The following is a 15,421-nucleotide window of genomic DNA, read 5'->3' as shown; positions in this document are numbered from 1 at the left end:
CCCCGGCCGGGCCGGGCGGGTGTCGTCCCGGGCCGGGCGGGGCACTAACGTGCCGCGTATGACGACTGCACTGATCACGGGCGCGACGGCGGGTATCGGGGCCGCGTTCGCGCGGCGGCTCGCGGCCCAGGGGCACAATCTGGTGCTGGTGGCGCGGGACACCGCACGGCTGCGCGAGCAGGCCACGGAGCTGCACGACCGGCACGGCATCGAGGCCGAGGTGCTGAGCGCCGACCTGTCCACGGACGGCGGGATCGAGGCGGTCGAGAAGCGGCTCGCGGAGCGCACGCATCCGATCGATCTGCTGGTCAACAACGCCGGGTTCGGCAACAAGGGGCGCTTCCTTGAGGTGTCCATGGCCGATGAGCTGACGATGCTGAAGGTGCACTGCGAGGCGGTGCTGCGGCTGACCTCGGCGGCCGTCGCCGGGATGCGGGAGCGGGGCCGGGGCGGGGTCGTCAACGTGGCGTCCGTCGCCGCGTTCGTGCCGCGCGGTACGTACGGGGCGTCGAAGTCGTGGGTCGTGCAGTTCACCCAGGGCGCGGCGCGGGATCTGGCCGGTTCGGGGGTGCGGCTGATGGTGCTGTGCCCCGGGTTCGTACGGACGGAGTTCCACGAGCGGGCCGGGATGGGCACGGACAACATCCCGAACTGGATGTGGCTGGACGCGGACAAGCTGGTGTCCTCGGCGCTGGCGGATCTGGCCAAGGGCAAGACGGTGTCGATCCCGGACCCGCGCTACAAGGCGCTGATGGGGCTGGTCAAGGTGACCCCGCGCGGGCTGCTCGGCGGGGTGACCTCGCGGACGGGGCGCAAGTACGGCCCGCAGTAGGGCAGGAGCGGTACGGGAGTCGCTCCGCCCCTCCCGCGTCCGGCCGCCCCGGTACGCGCGGTACGGGTGGGTCCCGCCCCTCCCGCGTCCGGCCGCCCTGTGATCGAATGATCGCCCGTTGCTCAGGGTTCGATCATTCTGCTCCAGGGGGCTGTCTCCGTGCGCGAAGGTGCTGCTGAACGTCATGACCGGCTGCTGAACCTGGTGCGCGAGCGCGGCACCGTACGGGTCTCCGATCTGGCGGACCGGCTCGGCGTCGCCACGGTCACCGCCCGGCGCGATGTCGAGGCGCTGGCCTCCCGGGGGCTGCTGGAGCGGGCGCACGGTTCGGTGTCCTGGCCCGCCGACCGGGGCCCGGCCGGTACGCCGGCGGGCGGCGGCCCGGTGATCGGGATGCTGGCCCCGGCCGCCGCCTACTACTTCGCCGAGGTGATCCGGGGCGCCCACGAGGCGGCCGCCCGGCTCGGCGCGCGGCTGATCCTACGGGTCACCGACTACCGCCCCGAGGACGACGCCGCGCACGCGGCCGGGCTGCTGGCGGCCGGGGCGCAGGGGCTGCTGCTGGCGCCGAGCTGGACGGAGCCGGACCACCCGGAGCGGTACGGCGAGTGGATAGCCCGGCTGCCGGGCGAGAAGGTGCTGGTGGAGCGGAAGGGCGCGCCCGGCAGCCCGTTGGAGGGCCTGGACCAGGTGGGCTCGGACCATGCGCACGGGGTGCTGCTCGCCGTTCGGCACCTGGTGCGGCTGGGGCACGGGACGCCGATGCTGGTGGCCCGTTCGGACAGCCCGACGGCCCTGGCGGTACGGGCCGGGTTCACGCGGGCGCTGGCCGCGCTGGGCCTCGCCGGGACGGAACCGCTGATCGCGACGGTCTCCGCCGACCGTGATCCGGCGCTCTTCGAGCGGTCGGCGCAGGCGGTGCGGTCCGCGGTGCGCGAGGGGCGGGCGAGCTCGGTGCTGGTCCACAACGACGAGGAGGCCATCCGGCTGGTGCGCCGGCTGGCCGAGCTGGGGGTGCGGGTCCCCGGGGACCTGGCGCTGATCACGTACGACGACGAGGTGGCGGCGCTGGCCGACACCCCGCTGAGCGCGGTGGCCCCGCCCAAGCGGGAGGTGGGGCGCAGCGCGGCGGAGCTGCTGGTGGAGCGGCTGGCCGGGCCCCGGTATCCGGGCGGGGACGGGCCTTCGCCCCGGCGGCGGGTGGCGCTGCTGCCGGCGCTGCGGGTGCGGGAGTCCTGCGGGCGGCCGGGGGCGGGCGACGCCGACCGTCTTGCGGCGGTCTGACCCTCTTCACCCCTTCCCGGATCGATCATTATTCGATCATTCAATCTTTCGCTCTTGACTTCGCTCAGGCGGAATCGAAATATCGCGGCTACCCAGCTCGTACCGTCCGCCCGTACAGGAGCCATGCCGTGAGCCGCAGTTGGTCCCGTCCCGTCCATGCGCTGGTCGGCGCCGCCACCGCTCTCGCCGTCGTCACGGCGTGCGGCGGCGCCGACGACTCCCGCGCCCGAGGTACCGCCGACGACCCGGTGACCGTGTCCTTCTGGGCGTGGACGAAGGGGTCCCAGGAGGTCGTGGACGCGTTCAACGCCACCCACGACACGATCCGGGTGAAGTTCGAGGAGATACCCTCGGGCGGTCTCGGCGGCTACCCCAAGATCGCCAACGCGGTGAAGGCGGGCATCGCCCCCGATCTGCTCTCCATCGAGTATCCGCAGCTGTCCGCGTTCGTCAGCCAGGGGTCGCTGCAGGACATCAGCCCCTATCTGACCGAGGACGTCAAGAAGAAGTTCCTGCCGCAGACGATCGAGATGACGACGCTCGGCGGCAAGAACTGGGCCGTCCCCTTCGACGCCGCGCCGCAGATCTTCTACTACCGCAAGGACTTCTTCACCGAGCACTCCATCGAACCGCCCGCCACCTGGGACGACTTCCGGGTCGCGGCGGAGCAGGTGAAGAAGGCCGCCCCGAAGACCCGGATCGCCACCTTCTTCCCCGACGACCCGACGTTCTTCCAGGCCATGGCGTGGCAGGCGGGCGCGCAGTGGTTCCGGGCCGGGACGGACGCCTGGCGGATCGACACCACCGACCCCGCCTCCGAGCGCACCGCCGCGTACTGGCAGGGCCTGATCGACGACCGGCTCGTCTCCACCGCCTCCTCGTTCAGCCCCGAGTGGACCGGCTCCCTCAAGCAGGGCACCACCGTCGGCTACCTCGGGGCGTCCTGGAGCGCGGGCGTGCTCGCGGGCATCGTGCCCGAGCAGAAGGGCAAGTGGGCGGCGGTACGGCTGCCGAGCCAGGAGGCGGACCGGCCGGCCAGCGGGATGATCGGCGGTTCCACGTTCGCCGTCAGCAAGGGCAGCACCAGGACGGCGGCCGCCGTCGAGTTCGCGCTGTGGATGTCGACGCACGAGGACGCCATCAACGCCCGGATCGGGGCGAGCACATCGAGCGCCCTGCCCGCCTCCCCCGCCATGGTGCCGATCGCGAGGAAGGCCTTCGACACGGGCTTCTACGGCGGTCAGGACCTGTACGGGCTGTTCGAGGAGGCGGGCAGGTCCATCGGGCCCGACTGGGTGTGGGGCCCGAGCCCGGGGGCGACCAACTCCGCGCTGGGCGACGAGCTGGGCGAGGTCGTCGGCGGCGGCTCGACGCTGCCGCGCGCGCTCAGGCGCGCCCATGAGGCCACCGTCGCCGACCTGAGGAAGCGCGGCCTGAAGGTGGCGGAGGGCTCATGAACGGCGACGCCGGGGGACGCCCCCCGAAGGTCATCGGCTCACGTGCCCGGACCCGGCTGGCGGCGGGCACGCTCCTGGCCCCCTTCTTCGCGCTGTTCACCGTGGCGATGATCGTCCCGGTCGGCTACGCGCTCTGGCTCAGCCTCTTCACCGAGAAACAGTCCGGCCTGGGCTTCGACGGTCCCCGTACCGTCTTCGACGGGCTCGGCAACTACGCGACGGCCCTGGGCGACCAGGCGTTCCGCGACGGCTTCTGGGTACTGCTCGGCTACTGCGCGTTCTACATCCCGCTGATGGGCGGCGGCGCGATCGTGCTGGCGCTGCTGCTGGACACCGCGCTGGCCCGCGCCCGCCGCTTCTTCCAGCTGGCGCTGTTCCTGCCGCACGCCATCCCCGGCCTGATCGCCGCGCTGATCTGGATCTACCTCTACACCCCGCAGCTCAGCCCGGTCGTCGCCGCCATGGAGGCCGGGGGTTTCGGCTTCGACTTCTTCTCCTCCGAGGGCACGCTGCCCTCCATCGTGAACATCGCGCTGTGGCAGTGGCTCGGCTACAACGTGGTGATCTTCTACGCCGCCCTCCAGGCCGTGGACCGCTCGCTGCTGGAGGCCGCGACCGTGGACGGCGCGGGCAACTGGCGGATCGCCTTCTCCATCAAGCTCCCGCTGATCCGCTCGTCGCTGGTGATGGTCCTGCTCTTCACGATCATCGGTTCGCTCCAGCTGTTCACCGAACCGCTGATCCTCAGCCGTGGCTCGGGCTCGGCGGTGACCAGTACCTGGACCCCGAACATGTACGCGTACAGCGCCGCCTTCGAACGCAACGACTACGGTCTCGCCGCCGCCGCGTCCGTCCTGATCGCCCTGGTCGCCGCCGCCCTGTCCTTCGTCGTCACGCGCTTCGCCAACCGCAGGAAGGAGGCACGCCGATGACCTCCGGCCGATGGCTGTCGAAGACGGCGGTCAACGTCGTCCTGCTGATCGCCGCCGTGTACACGCTGTTCCCGCTGATCTGGCTGCTGACGGCGGCCACCAAGGACGCCGGGAATCTGCTGGGCGGCGATGTCCTCTCCTTCGAGGGCTTCGACCTCGGACACAATCTCTCCGAGCTGACGTCCTACCAGGACGGCATCTACTTCCGGTGGTACGGCAACTCGCTGCTGTACGCGGGCGTCGGGGCGCTCGGCTGCTCGCTGGTCAGCGTCGCCGCCGGGTACGCCTTCGACAAATACCGCTTCCGGGGCAAGGAGAAGCTGTTCGCCCTGGTGCTGCTGGGTGTGCTGCTGCCCTCCACCGCCCTCTCCCTGCCGCTGTATCTGCTGGCGGTCGAGACCGGCACCGTCAACACCTACTGGGCGGTGCTGATCCCGGCGCTGGTCAACCCGTTCGGCGTGTATCTGTCCCGGATCTTCAGCGCGGGCTACATACCCGACGAGGTCCTGGAGGCCGCCCGGATCGACGGGGCCGGTGAGCTGCGCGCCTTCTGGTCGGTCGGCCTGCGGATGGTGATGCCGGGGTTCGTGACGGTGTTCCTCTTCCAGTTCACCGCGATCTGGAACAACTTCTTCCTGCCGCTGGTGATGCTCTCGGACAAGGACCTCTATCCGCTGAGCCTGGGCCTCTACAACTGGCACAGCAACGCCAACGCCGACCCGGCGTTCTACCCGATGGTCGTGACCGGCTCGCTCCTCGCCGTCACGCCGCTGATCATCGCCTTCGTCCTGCTCCAGCGGCACTGGAAGGCGGGCCTGACCGCAGGGAGCCTGAAGTGACACCCACCCCCACCGCCCTCCTCGCCATGGGCCCCGGCATCGCGGACCGCCTCTTCACCCCCGTACAACGGGAGCGGCTCACCGCGCTCGTGGACACCGACCCGGCGCTCGTCGCGCACCGGCTGACCGACCCGGAACCCGAGGTGGCGGCCGCGCTCGCCGGGGCGGAGCTGCTCATCACCTGCTGGGGCGCGCCCCCGCTGACCGCCGGCGTCCTCGCCGCCGCACCCCGGCTGCGGGCCGTCGTCCACGCGGCGGGAAGCGTCAAGCACCACATCACCCCGGCCTGCTGGGAGCGGGGCATCCGGGTCACCTCGGCGGCCGGGGCCAACGCGCTGCCGGTCGCGGAGTACACGCTGGCCGCGATCCTGTTCGCCGGGAAGAACGTGCTGCCCGCCGCCCACCGCTACCGGCGGCTGCGCGCCCCGCACGACTGGCGGGCGGAGCTGGCGGGGCACGGCAACTACCGGCGGTGCGTGGGCATCGTGGGCGCCTCGCGGATCGGCCGCCGGGTGATCGAGCTGCTGCGCCCGTTCGACCTGGACGTGCTGCTCTTCGATCCGTACGTGGACGCGGGGGCGGCGGCACGGCTCGGCGCGGCGAAGGCGGGCCTGGACGAGCTCTGTGCCCGGAGCCGGATCGTCTCGGTCCACGCGCCGGAGCTGCCCGCGACCCGGCATCTGATCGGTGCCGCCCAGCTCGCGGCGATGGCGGACGGGACGACGCTGATCAACACCTCGCGCGGTTCGCTGATCGACGAGGACGCGCTGCTGCCGGAGCTGGTGTCGGGGCGGCTGAACGCGGTGCTCGATGTGACGGAGCCGGAGGTTCCGCCGCCCGGATCGCCGCTGTACGACCTGCCGAACGTGCTGCTGACACCGCATGTCGCGGGTTCGCTGGGCGACGAGATCCACCGGCTGGCGGACTGCGCGCTGGACGAGGTGGCGCGGTACGCGAGCGGGCTGCCGTTCGCGGACCCGGTCACCCCGGACGACCTGGCGCGCAGGGCGTAGGCCGCCCGGAACGCACCGAGGCCCGGTGCCCCAGCGACGGGGGTACCGGGCCTCGGCCGTACCGGAAGGTACGGGGCCGTACTAGTGGGAGTGGCCGTGGCCGCCGTGACCGGCGTCGGCCTCTTCCTCGGCCGGCTTCTCGACGACCAGGGTCTCGGTCGTGAGCAGCAGCGACGCGATGGACGCGGCGTTCTCCAGGGCGGAGCGGGTGACCTTGACCGGGTCGATGACGCCGGCCTTGACCAGGTCGCCGTACTCGCCGGTGGCGGCGTTGAAGCCCTGGCCCTTGTCGAGCTCGGAGACCTTGGAGGTGATGACGTAACCCTCCAGGCCGGCGTTCTCGGCGATCCAGCGCAGCGGCTCGACGGCGGCGCGGCGGACGACCGCGACACCGGTGGCCTCGTCGCCGGTCTTGCCGAGGTTGCCCTCCAGGACCTTCACGGCGTGGACGAGGGCGGAGCCACCGCCGGAGACGATGCCCTCCTCGACCGCGGCGCGGGTGGCGGAGATGGCGTCCTCGAGGCGGTGCTTCTTCTCCTTGAGCTCCACCTCGGTGGCGGCGCCGACGCGGATGACGCACACGCCGCCGGCCAGCTTCGCGAGGCGCTCCTGGAGCTTCTCGCGGTCCCAGTCGGAGTCCGTGGACTCGATCTCGGCCTTGATCTGGTTGACGCGGCCCTTGACGTCCTCGGTGTTGCCACCGCCGTCGACGATGGTCGTGTCGTCCTTGGAGACGGTGACGCGGCGGGCGGTGCCGAGCACGTCCAGACCGGCCTGGTCGAGCTTGAGGCCGACCTCCTCGGCGATGACGGTCGCACCGGTGAGGGTGGCGATGTCGCCGAGCATGGCCTTGCGGCGGTCGCCGAAGCCCGGGGCCTTCACCGCGACGGCGTTGAAGGTGCCACGGATCTTGTTGACGACGAGAGTGGAGAGCGCCTCGCCCTCGACGTCCTCGGCGATGATCAGGAGCGGCTTGGAGGCGCCGGCCTGGATGACCTTCTCCAGGAGCGGCAGCAGCTCCTGGATCGAGCCGATCTTGCCCTGGTGGATCAGGATGTACGGGTCGTCGAGGACGGCCTCCATACGCTCCTGGTCGGACACCATGTACGGGGACAGGTAGCCCTTGTCGAAGGCCATGCCCTCGGTGAACTCCAGGTCCAGACCGAAGGTGTTGGACTCCTCGACGGTGATGACACCGTCCTTGCCGACCTTGTCCATCGCGTCCGCGATGAGCTCGCCGACCTGGGTGTCCTGCGCGGAGAGCGCGGCCACGGCGGCGATGTCGGACTTGTCGTCGATCGGGCGGGCCGTGGAGAGGAGCTCCTCGGACACGGCCTTGACGGCGGCGTCGATGCCCTTCTTCAGGGCGGCCGGGGAGGCGCCGGCGGCGACGTTGCGCAGACCCTCGCGGACGAGCGCCTGGGCCAGGACGGTCGCGGTGGTGGTGCCGTCACCCGCTACGTCGTTGGTCTTGGTCGCCACCTCCTTGACGAGCTGGGCACCGAGGTTCTCGTACGGGTCGTCGAGCTCGACCTCGCGCGCGATGGTGACACCGTCGTTGGTGATGGTGGGAGCGCCGAACTTCTTGTCGATGACGACGTTGCGGCCCTTGGGGCCGATCGTCACCTTGACCGTGTCGGCAAGCTTGTTGACGCCGCGCTCAAGGGCGCGACGGGCGTCCTCGTCGAACTTCAGAATCTTCGCCATGGGCTGTATCCCTCTCAAAATGAACTGCGCCCCTCGCCGCCCGGCTAGTTATTTCGCAGGGGGCCAGGGGCGCAGAACACAAGCAAACGTGGGTGAGTTACTTCTCGACGATCGCGAGGACGTCGCGGGCCGAGAGGACGAGGTACTCCTCGCCGCTGTACTTCACCTCGGTGCCGCCGTACTTGCTGTACAGGACGACGTCGCCGGTCTTGACGTCGAGCGGAAGCCGCTCGCCGTTCTCGAAGCGGCCCGGGCCCACGGCGAGGACGACGCCCTCCTGGGGCTTCTCCTTCGCGGTGTCCGGAATGACCAGGCCGGAAGCCGTGGTCTGCTCGGCGTCGAGCGGCTGGACCACAATGCGGTCCTCGAGCGGCTTGATCGCAACCTTGGAGCTGGTGGTCGACACGATCCGGTCTCCCCCTTCGGAGATCTCACGGGGTTTAACAGTCTGTGGGCGGCGACCAGACCGATCCGTCGTCGCGGGTGCCGGACCTGCCCTGTCGCGCAAAGGTGGTGCTGGCACTCTCCAGTGGGGAGTGCCAGACCCGAGACTATGACCGCGATTAGCACTCGGTCAAGCGGAGTGCCAATTCACCACCCTCGCGCCGTCCCGATCGAGGCTCGATCAGGGCTCCGTCGGGTCACCGTCCGGACAACGTGGGGACGGAGCGCGGTGTTCCGTACGACGGTACGGAGATGACGCCTGCCGAGAGCCGCCTGCCGGGACGCCCCGCCGAGAGAGCCGCATCGCGGCGGCAGTCGCCGGAGCCGGGCGGGTGCGCGGATCTGCTGGCGGGCCTGCTGCTGGTGGTCGCGGAGGTGGCGCTCGGTGCGCTGCTGGCGCTGTGGCTGGGGCTGCGGGGCCTGGCGCGGTCGCGCGGGGCGGCCGAGGGCAAGGTGTCCGCGCCTCCGCCCGCGGACCCAGGCACGGACTGGACGCCGATCGTCGTTCTGGTCGTCCTGACCCTCCTGGTCGCCTGCGTCGCCGTGGGGCTGCTGCGGAGCGGGTGGTACTGGTCCGGCGGGACGCAGGTGGTGGTCGCGGTGGCGCTGGGCGTCACGGTCCTGGCGTCCGCCGTGCAGGGAAGCGGCCGGGAGGCTCCGGAACCGGCTCCCACCTGGAACTCCCCGCCCTGCCGCAGCGGCGGCGGCAACGACGAATGCGCGCGCAGCGGAGGCTGAGCGCGCATTCGCGGCCGGTGTGCGGGGAAGGGCTCCGGTCAGACGTAGTCCTCCAGCTTCGCCACCGCGTACCCCTTGTCCGTGATGGTCTTCATGACCCGGCGGATCATGTCGGGCATCGAGCCCTTCCAGTCCCCCTTGCCCCGGAAGTGGGTGAGGACGATGTCGCCGGGGTGCAGGTCCCGGTCCCACTCGCGCCACTCCATGTGGTCGGGGAAGGCCTCGGAGGACCACAGCGGTACGGCGGTGATCCCGCAGGACTTGGCGATGACGAGCGTGTCGCGGTTGTAGTTGCCGTAGGGCGGGCGGAAGAGGGTCGGCCGCTTCCCGTAGTGCTTGAGGATCTTCTCCTGCTGGCCGCAGATCTCCCGCTTCTGCTCGGCGTAGGAGAGGCCGGGCAGATAGCGGTGGTTGAGGGTGTGGTTGCTGATGGTCACCCCGCGCTGCTGCATCTTCTTGAAGTAGCCGTAGTCGTCGCTGGTGACGTAGTCGCTGAGGAACGCGCTGTACGGGATGGAGAGTTCGGTCATCATCCGCAGCAGCTCGGGGTCCTTCTCCGCCCCGTCGTCCATCGTCAGGAAGACGATCTTCTCCTTGGTGGGGACGGTGGTGAAGACGGGCGGCAGCCCCTTGTCGTCCCGGACCTCGAAGCCCTTGCGGGTGGTGATGACCGGCTTCGTCTTCGGCGGCTCGGGGGCCGCGAGCGGGGTCTTGGCGAGGCCCCACTTCTTCGCGGCGACGGCCCGGGCGGCCTGCTTCTTCCTGAGCGCCTCCGCGTAGGTGTCGAGGGCGCGGGCCGGACCGGCCTGCGGGGCGGCCTCGCCCTGCTGGCCGGCGGCGGGCTTCGCGGGTCCGCCGGGGGCTCCCGTACCGCTGGCGCCCGTCTCCGCCGCGCATCCGGAGGCGACGGCGGCGGCCAGCAGGGCCGCCAGCACGACGACGCCCGATCTGTGCCGCTTCATGGCTGATTTTTCGTTTTGTCGTACTAGCTGCATGGCGCCGCATCCTGCCAGCCGTCGCCCCGTCTCCGGCCCCGACACCGCGAGCGGACCGGCGCCGTCCCCCGGCCGGCCCACACCGGGACACCGGCCACAATGGACCGGGTGAACGCATCGACCCCCGCCGCCCCGTCCGACGACCCCGCGCGCGCCGCCTTCGCCGCGCTGCGCACCCCCGAGGGCGAGCGGCTGCTGGCCGCTCTGCGCGACCACGACCCCGCCGACGAGCTGGCCACCGCGACCCGGCTGCGCCGTACGCACCCGGCGGAGCTGGTGTCGGCGGCGCTCGGCCAGGCCCGGCTGCGGCAGCGGGCGGTGGCGAAGTTCGGGGCCGAGGACGCCCACCGGATGTACTTCACGCCCAACGGCGTCGAGCAGGCCACCCGCACCTCGGTCGCCGCCCACCGCGCCGCCCGGTTCGCCGGGCTCGGCGTGCGGAGCGTGGCCGACCTGTGCTGCGGCATCGGCGGCGACGCGATCGCGCTGGCCCGCGCCGGGATCTCCGTACTGGCCGTGGACCGCGACCCGCTGACCGCCGAGGTGGCCCGCGCCAACGCCGAGGCGCTCGGCCTTGCCGGGCTGATCGAGGTGCGGTGCGCCGATGTCACGGAGATCGACACCGCCCCGTACGACGCGGTCTTCGTGGACCCGGCCCGGCGCGGCGGCCGGGGCAGGATCTTCGATCCGGAGGCGTACTCACCGCCGCTGTCCTGGGCGACGGCCGCCGCGCTGAAGGCTCCGAGGGCGGCGCTGAAGATCGCCCCGGGCATCCCGCACGAGGCGATCGGCCCGGAGGCGGAGGCCGAGTGGATCTCGGACGGCGGCGATGTGAAGGAGGCGGTGCTCTGGTACGGGGAGGGCTTCGCGCCCGGTGCGTTCCGGGCCACGCTGCTGCCCTCCGGGGCGACCCTGACCGCCCCGGCCCCGCTGCCCGCCCCGCCGGTGGGCCCGGTCGGGCGCTATCTGTACGAGCCGGACGGCGCGGTGATCCGGGCCCATCTGGTCGCCGACATCGTGGAGCGGTGCGGCGGGCGGCTGATGGACGAGACGATCGCGTACGTCACGAGCGACGAGCCGTACTCCTCCCCGTACGTCGCCGGGTACGAGATCACCGACCGGCTGCCCTTCAACATGAAGAAGCTGAAGGCGCTGCTGCGGGAGCGGGAGGTCGGCGTACTGACCGTCAAGAAGCGCGGTTCGGCGGTCGAGCCGGAGGAGCTGCGCCGCCGGATGAAGCTCGCCGGACCGAACGCGGTGACGGTGTTCCTGACCCGGGTGGCGGGGGCTCCGACGATGCTGATCGGCCACCCGCTGGGGTGAGCCGGGCGCTTCGACCGCCGCCCGGCGGACCCACCCGGCCCGTCCGGCGGGCCCACCCAGCCCGTCCGGCGTTTGAGGACGGAACCGTCGAGCACGTCCCGGGTGCGGACAAGGGTCTCCCCTGCCACGGGGCCCGTAAGGGGCTCGCCCACCAGGCGAAGGGTTCCGTCCTCAAACGCCGGACGGGCTGGATCAGCGGTGGCCGGGCCCGCCGGTGCGGACATAGGGCGGGCGTTCGGGCCCGGACTCCGGCGCGGCCGCCGACCCCGCACCCCCGGGGTTGGACTCCGCCCCGCTGCCCATCAGGACGCCCACCACCCAGCGGCGGTGCGCCAGGGCCGTGACCGCGCCGATCAGCGCGGTCAGCCAGGCGACCATGCCGAGGCCCATCATCAGGGCGACCAGCCCGTACGTGTCCCGGCCGGGCCGGGCGCTCGCGGGCCCGATGACGCACAGGGCCAGCCCCACCGCGCCCAGGCCGAACGACAGCAGCAGCCAGGTGAGGCTCGTCCCGGGCAGCCGCAGCCGCCGGTCGCGTTCCGGGTCGCGCGCCAGCGCGCCCCAGGCGGTGAGCAGCGTGCGGACCTTCCGGTCCCGGGAGACGCCGACGCAGAGGAAGACGACGGCCGGGATCAGGACCGCCGCACCGATGACCAGGCTGACGGCGCCGCCGATGACGCTGACGAAGTCGACCAGGTCGATCGCCTGCTCGAACATGACGATCCCGGTGCCCACCAGGCTCCAGCCGATCGCGGCGAGCGCCGCCCACATCCACAGCAGCCCCAGCCGCCCCGGCCCCACGTGCATCTTCACCAGCTCGCCCAGGACCACCGCCCGGTCGGCGAGCATCGCCTCGCGGTCGGGCCAGGAGCGGATCTCGGCGGGCGGCGGAGGGGGCGGCAGCGGGGCACGGCGTGGCATGCGCAGAACACTACCGACGCGATGCGGTCAGGCGTCGCGCAGCGCCTGGACGTCCAGCTTGCCCATGCCGAGCATGGCCTTGACGACACGTTGCGCCCGCTCCTTGTCCGGGCCGGTGACCAGCCGTTGCAGCTCGTTCGGGACGACCTGCCAGGAGACCCCGAACTTGTCCTTGACCCAGCCGCACGGCCCCTCCTCGCCGCCCTCCGAGAGCGCCGCCCAGAACCGGTCCACCTCGGCCTGGTCGGCGCAGTCGACGGAGAGCGAGATCGCCTCGGTGAACGGGAACTGCGGTCCGCCGTTGAGCCCGATGAAGTCCTGGCCCGCGAGCCGGAAGTCGACGGTGAGCACGGAACCCGTCCTGCCGGGGGCCTCTTCGCCGTAATAGGTGATGTCCCCGATCCGGGAGTCGCCGCCGAAGATCGCGACGTAGTGCTCGGCCGCCTCCTTGGCCTGGCCGTCGTACCAGAGACAGGGGGTGATCTTCTGCATGGTCTGCTCCTCGGGCCGTCCACCCGTCCGGGCCGGGCGGCCCGGACGTCGTGGAAGGTAGACCCGGCCCGCCGCCCGAACTCATCGGACCCGCCCGGACCCGCACCCGTACGGGCTCAGCGGGCGGCCGCGCCGCTGTCCGGCTCCACGGCCGCCGGGCCCGCCGCCCCGGTCCGGCGCTCCGCCGGCAGCAGGACGTACGCCGCCAGCGCGGCCGCCGCCAGCAGGCCCGCGGCGGCCCAGAAGGCGGCCGCGTACCCCGAGGACAGCTCGGTGAGACCGGTGGAGCCGCCGGTGACCTGGGCGGCGATGGTGACCAGGACCGCGAGGCCGAGCGAGCCGCCGACCTGCCGCGAGCTGTTGAGCAGCCCGGAGGCCATGCCGGTCTCGCCGGGGGCCACATCGGTCGTCGCGGCCGTGCCGAGCGGGACGAAGCACAGGCCGATCCCGAAGGAGCAGACCAGCGACGGGCCGAGGATGGAGACGAGGAAGCCGCCGTCGACCGTGGCGGTCGCCGCGAACCAGCCCATCCCGAGCGCGGCCAGCGTCGCGCCCACCGTCATCAGCCGCCGGATGCCGAGCACGGCGACCGCGCGGGTGGCGAGGACCGAGCCCGCGACGACGCCCACGCAGAAGGGCAGGAACGCGAACCCGGCGGCGGTCGGCCCGAATCCGAGGACCAGCTGCATGTAGAGCGAGACGAAGTAGAACGCGCCGAACTGGGCCGAGGCGAGCAGCAGACAGAACAGGTTCGCGGTCAGCACCGGCCGCCCCTTCAGCAGGCCGGGCCGGAGCAGCGGGGAGGCGGTCCGCAGTTCGACGGCGACGAAGGCGGCCAGCAGGACGACCGCCGCGCCGAGGGAGGCGAGCGTGGTCGCCGAGGACCAGCCGTGGTCCGAGGTCCGCACCAGTCCGAGGACCAGCAGCGTCGTCCCGGCCGTGGCCAGCAGCGCCCCGGCGACGTCCAGCCGGGCCCCGGTCCGCCGCTGCCCGCCGACGGAGCCGGTGCGCGCGGCGGCGGCCAGGGCGAAGGCGACGATCGGCACGTTGACCAGCATCACGGACCGCCAGCCGGTCGCGTCGGTGAGCACGCCGCCCGCCAGCACCCCGACCGCGCCGCCCGCCGCGCCCGCCATGCCCCACAGTCCGAGCGCCCTGGACCGGGCGGGCCCGGCCGGGAAGGCGAGGGTGATCAGGGCGAACGCCACCGGGGCGAGGGCCGCCGCGCCGACGCCCTGCACCGCGCGCGCCGCCACCAGCGAACCGGGCGACCAGGCGAGACCGCCCGCCAGGCTGGCCAGTCCGAACAGGACCAGACCCGCCGTCAGGACGCGGCGGGGGCCAGCCAGGTCGGCGAGCCGGCCGCCGAGCATGAGGAGCCCGCCGAAGGCGAGGGCGTAGGCGTTCACGACCCACAGCAGCCCGTCACCGCCGAAGCCGAGGTCGCTGCGGATGTCGGGCAGCGCGACGTTCACCACCGACATGTCCAGCGACACCAGGAACTGCACGGTGAGCGCCACCACCAGCAGCCATCGCGCGTGCCGCTCCCCCGCGCCCGGTTCCTTCGTCGTCCCGCCCATGACGTCCCCTTCCCCACGATGTGTTTCCCGATGTGTTTCTCGGTGTGTCCCTCGATCGAGAATTACCATACACGTATAGAAAATAGACGCGCCGGTACGGAGAGGGAGCCGTGAGGGGAGAATGCCCAGGTGTCAGGCAGCGAGAAGACCGAGAAGAAGACCACGAAGAAGAAGACCGGGGCGTCCGGGCGGCCAGTGGGGCGGCCCCGGCGGCTGGACCCGGCCGTGATGGTCGCCACCGCGCGCCGCATCGTCGAGGAGGAGGGCGTGGCCGCGCTGTCCATGCGGCGGGTGGCGAAGGAGCTGGGCAGTACGCCGATGGCGCTCTACCACTACGTGCAGGACAAGGACGAGCTGCTGATGCTCACCCTGTCCGGCACGGCGGCGGCGTTCCCGCGCCCGGAGCTGCCCGAGGACCCGCGCGAGCGGATCGTGGCGGTGGCCGCGCACATGCACGACATCATCGGCCGGATCCCCTGGGTGCTGGACGTCCTGGCGCTGGGCGAGCTGACCGACCGCAACGCCCTGTGGATGGTGGAGGAGATCGTCGACTGCGCGCTCGCCTGCGGCCTCTCACCGGCCCGCTCGGTGCGGGCGTACCGGACGATCTGGAGTTACGTCTACGGCGACCTGGTCTTCCGCAGGGCGGCGGCCCGCCGGGCGGAGAACCCCTCGCGCCGGGAGTTCTTCCCGGAGATGATCACCGAGGAGGACGCGGCGGAGCTGCCCCGGCTCACCGGGGTCAAGGACCGCTGGCGGGAGTACGCCGCCGACTACGAGACCGTCGAGGAGCTGGACGCGATCGTGGACGGCCTGATCCGGCGCGGAACCCGGGGCGCGGGAGCCTGAGGCCCCCGGCGGGCT

15 protein-coding genes are annotated in these 15,421 nt (G+C 72.1%); 9 read left to right on the top strand and 6 right to left on the bottom strand.

Annotation, left to right across the window (positions count from 1 at the left end; genetic code table 11):
- The first annotated feature begins 58 nt into the window (after window positions 1-58).
- From ACSMXR_RS23000 to ACSMXR_RS22975, 6 genes are all read left to right on the top strand, one after another.
- Window positions 59-832 carry an SDR family NAD(P)-dependent oxidoreductase gene (locus ACSMXR_RS23000; protein WP_137232431.1) on the top strand — a complete coding sequence of 258 codons (774 nt, stop codon included), beginning with the start codon at window positions 59-61 and terminating at the stop codon, window positions 830-832.
- Window positions 833-991: 159 nt separating this feature from the next.
- The gene (locus tag ACSMXR_RS22995; RefSeq protein WP_381790330.1) at window positions 992-2,116 is read left to right on the top strand and encodes a substrate-binding domain-containing protein; all 1,125 of its coding nucleotides are present in this window, start codon (window positions 992-994) and stop codon (window positions 2,114-2,116) included.
- 128 nt (window positions 2,117-2,244) lie between these two features.
- A complete protein-coding gene (locus ACSMXR_RS22990) occupies window positions 2,245-3,573 on the top strand; it encodes an ABC transporter substrate-binding protein (RefSeq protein ID WP_218525052.1) in 1,329 nt (442 codons plus the stop codon).
- Window positions 3,570-4,505 (top strand): carbohydrate ABC transporter permease, encoded by a 936-nt coding sequence (locus ACSMXR_RS22985; RefSeq protein ID WP_364888851.1) that lies wholly within the window; start codon window positions 3,570-3,572, stop codon window positions 4,503-4,505. The genes ACSMXR_RS22990 and ACSMXR_RS22985 overlap by 4 nt, the downstream gene beginning before the upstream one ends.
- Complete coding sequence (locus ACSMXR_RS22980) at window positions 4,502-5,344, top strand: carbohydrate ABC transporter permease (RefSeq protein WP_218525054.1); 843 nt, start codon at window positions 4,502-4,504, stop codon at window positions 5,342-5,344. The genes ACSMXR_RS22985 and ACSMXR_RS22980 overlap by 4 nt, the downstream gene beginning before the upstream one ends.
- A 26-nt stretch (window positions 5,345-5,370) precedes the next feature.
- Complete coding sequence (locus tag ACSMXR_RS22975; RefSeq protein WP_381792132.1) at window positions 5,371-6,357, top strand: hydroxyacid dehydrogenase; 987 nt, start codon at window positions 5,371-5,373, stop codon at window positions 6,355-6,357.
- A gap of 81 nt (window positions 6,358-6,438) precedes the next feature.
- On the opposite strand, the gene groL is transcribed toward ACSMXR_RS22975, so the two are convergent.
- On the bottom strand, window positions 6,439-8,064 hold the full coding sequence (gene groL / locus ACSMXR_RS22970; RefSeq protein WP_103509686.1) for a chaperonin GroEL: 1,626 nt from the start codon (window positions 8,062-8,064) through the stop codon (window positions 6,439-6,441).
- A 97-nt stretch (window positions 8,065-8,161) separates the two neighbouring features.
- Window positions 8,162-8,470, bottom strand: coding sequence for a co-chaperone GroES (groES, locus tag ACSMXR_RS22965; RefSeq protein ID WP_030084405.1), 309 nt, complete (start codon window positions 8,468-8,470; stop codon window positions 8,162-8,164).
- A 290-nt stretch (window positions 8,471-8,760) separates the two neighbouring features.
- Here groES and ACSMXR_RS22960 point away from each other — a divergent pair, with 290 nt between their 5' ends.
- Window positions 8,761-9,246: a DUF6234 family protein gene (locus ACSMXR_RS22960; protein ID WP_473169806.1), complete on the top strand. Its 486-nt coding sequence runs from the start codon at window positions 8,761-8,763 to the stop codon at window positions 9,244-9,246.
- 38 nt (window positions 9,247-9,284) lie between these two features.
- Here ACSMXR_RS22960 and ACSMXR_RS22955 read toward each other — a convergent pair whose 3' ends face one another.
- A complete protein-coding gene (locus tag ACSMXR_RS22955) occupies window positions 9,285-10,208 on the bottom strand; it encodes a polysaccharide deacetylase family protein (RefSeq protein WP_473169805.1) in 924 nt (307 codons plus the stop codon).
- A gap of 132 nt (window positions 10,209-10,340) precedes the next feature.
- Between ACSMXR_RS22955 and ACSMXR_RS22950 the strand changes: the two genes are divergently transcribed.
- Entirely contained in the window at window positions 10,341-11,564 is a 1,224-nt protein-coding gene (locus ACSMXR_RS22950) for a THUMP-like domain-containing protein (RefSeq protein WP_473169804.1), read from the top strand.
- Between the two features lie 192 nt (window positions 11,565-11,756).
- Here ACSMXR_RS22950 and ACSMXR_RS22945 read toward each other — a convergent pair whose 3' ends face one another.
- The 3 genes from ACSMXR_RS22945 to ACSMXR_RS22935 all read right to left on the bottom strand — a co-directional run bounded on the left by ACSMXR_RS22945 (window position 11,757) and on the right by ACSMXR_RS22935 (window position 14,557).
- Window positions 11,757-12,485, bottom strand: a complete 729-nt coding sequence (locus ACSMXR_RS22945; RefSeq protein ID WP_473169803.1) for a hypothetical protein — start codon at window positions 12,483-12,485, stop codon at window positions 11,757-11,759.
- A gap of 27 nt (window positions 12,486-12,512) precedes the next feature.
- Window positions 12,513-12,977, bottom strand: coding sequence for a VOC family protein (locus ACSMXR_RS22940; protein ID WP_103509682.1), 465 nt, complete (start codon window positions 12,975-12,977; stop codon window positions 12,513-12,515).
- 116 nt (window positions 12,978-13,093) lie between these two features.
- Complete coding sequence (locus tag ACSMXR_RS22935) at window positions 13,094-14,557, bottom strand: MFS transporter (protein ID WP_376186888.1); 1,464 nt, start codon at window positions 14,555-14,557, stop codon at window positions 13,094-13,096.
- A 129-nt stretch (window positions 14,558-14,686) separates the two neighbouring features.
- Here ACSMXR_RS22935 and ACSMXR_RS22930 point away from each other — a divergent pair, with 129 nt between their 5' ends.
- Window positions 14,687-15,406: a TetR/AcrR family transcriptional regulator gene (locus ACSMXR_RS22930; RefSeq protein WP_137232441.1), complete on the top strand. Its 720-nt coding sequence runs from the start codon at window positions 14,687-14,689 to the stop codon at window positions 15,404-15,406.
- The last annotated feature ends 15 nt before the right edge of the window (window positions 15,407-15,421 follow it).

This window comes from Streptomyces sp. DSM 106670 (assembly GCF_055792845.1).
Note: the sequence above shows the minus strand (reverse complement) of the source record. Positions and strands in the feature narration are given on the sequence as shown.

What these genes read in the sequence shown, in the direction of transcription:
- ACSMXR_RS22935 (WP_376186888.1), bottom strand. Translation starts at nt 14,557, where the DNA reads ATGGGCGGGACGACGAAGGAACCGGGCGCGGGGGAGCGGCACGCGCGA.
- ACSMXR_RS22980 (WP_218525054.1), top strand. Translation starts at nt 4,502, where the DNA reads ATGACCTCCGGCCGATGGCTGTCGAAGACGGCGGTCAACGTCGTCCTG.
- ACSMXR_RS22960 (WP_473169806.1), top strand. Translation starts at nt 8,761, where the DNA reads ATGACGCCTGCCGAGAGCCGCCTGCCGGGACGCCCCGCCGAGAGAGCC.
- groL (WP_103509686.1), bottom strand. Translation starts at nt 8,064, where the DNA reads ATGGCGAAGATTCTGAAGTTCGACGAGGACGCCCGTCGCGCCCTTGAG.
- ACSMXR_RS22950 (WP_473169804.1), top strand. Translation starts at nt 10,341, where the DNA reads ATGGACCGGGTGAACGCATCGACCCCCGCCGCCCCGTCCGACGACCCC.
- ACSMXR_RS22940 (WP_103509682.1), bottom strand. Translation starts at nt 12,977, where the DNA reads ATGCAGAAGATCACCCCCTGTCTCTGGTACGACGGCCAGGCCAAGGAG.
- ACSMXR_RS22985 (WP_364888851.1), top strand. Translation starts at nt 3,570, where the DNA reads ATGAACGGCGACGCCGGGGGACGCCCCCCGAAGGTCATCGGCTCACGT.
- ACSMXR_RS22955 (WP_473169805.1), bottom strand. Translation starts at nt 10,208, where the DNA reads ATGAAGCGGCACAGATCGGGCGTCGTCGTGCTGGCGGCCCTGCTGGCC.
- ACSMXR_RS23000 (WP_137232431.1), top strand. Translation starts at nt 59, where the DNA reads ATGACGACTGCACTGATCACGGGCGCGACGGCGGGTATCGGGGCCGCG.
- ACSMXR_RS22975 (WP_381792132.1), top strand. Translation starts at nt 5,371, where the DNA reads ATGGGCCCCGGCATCGCGGACCGCCTCTTCACCCCCGTACAACGGGAG.
- ACSMXR_RS22945 (WP_473169803.1), bottom strand. Translation starts at nt 12,485, where the DNA reads ATGCCACGCCGTGCCCCGCTGCCGCCCCCTCCGCCGCCCGCCGAGATC.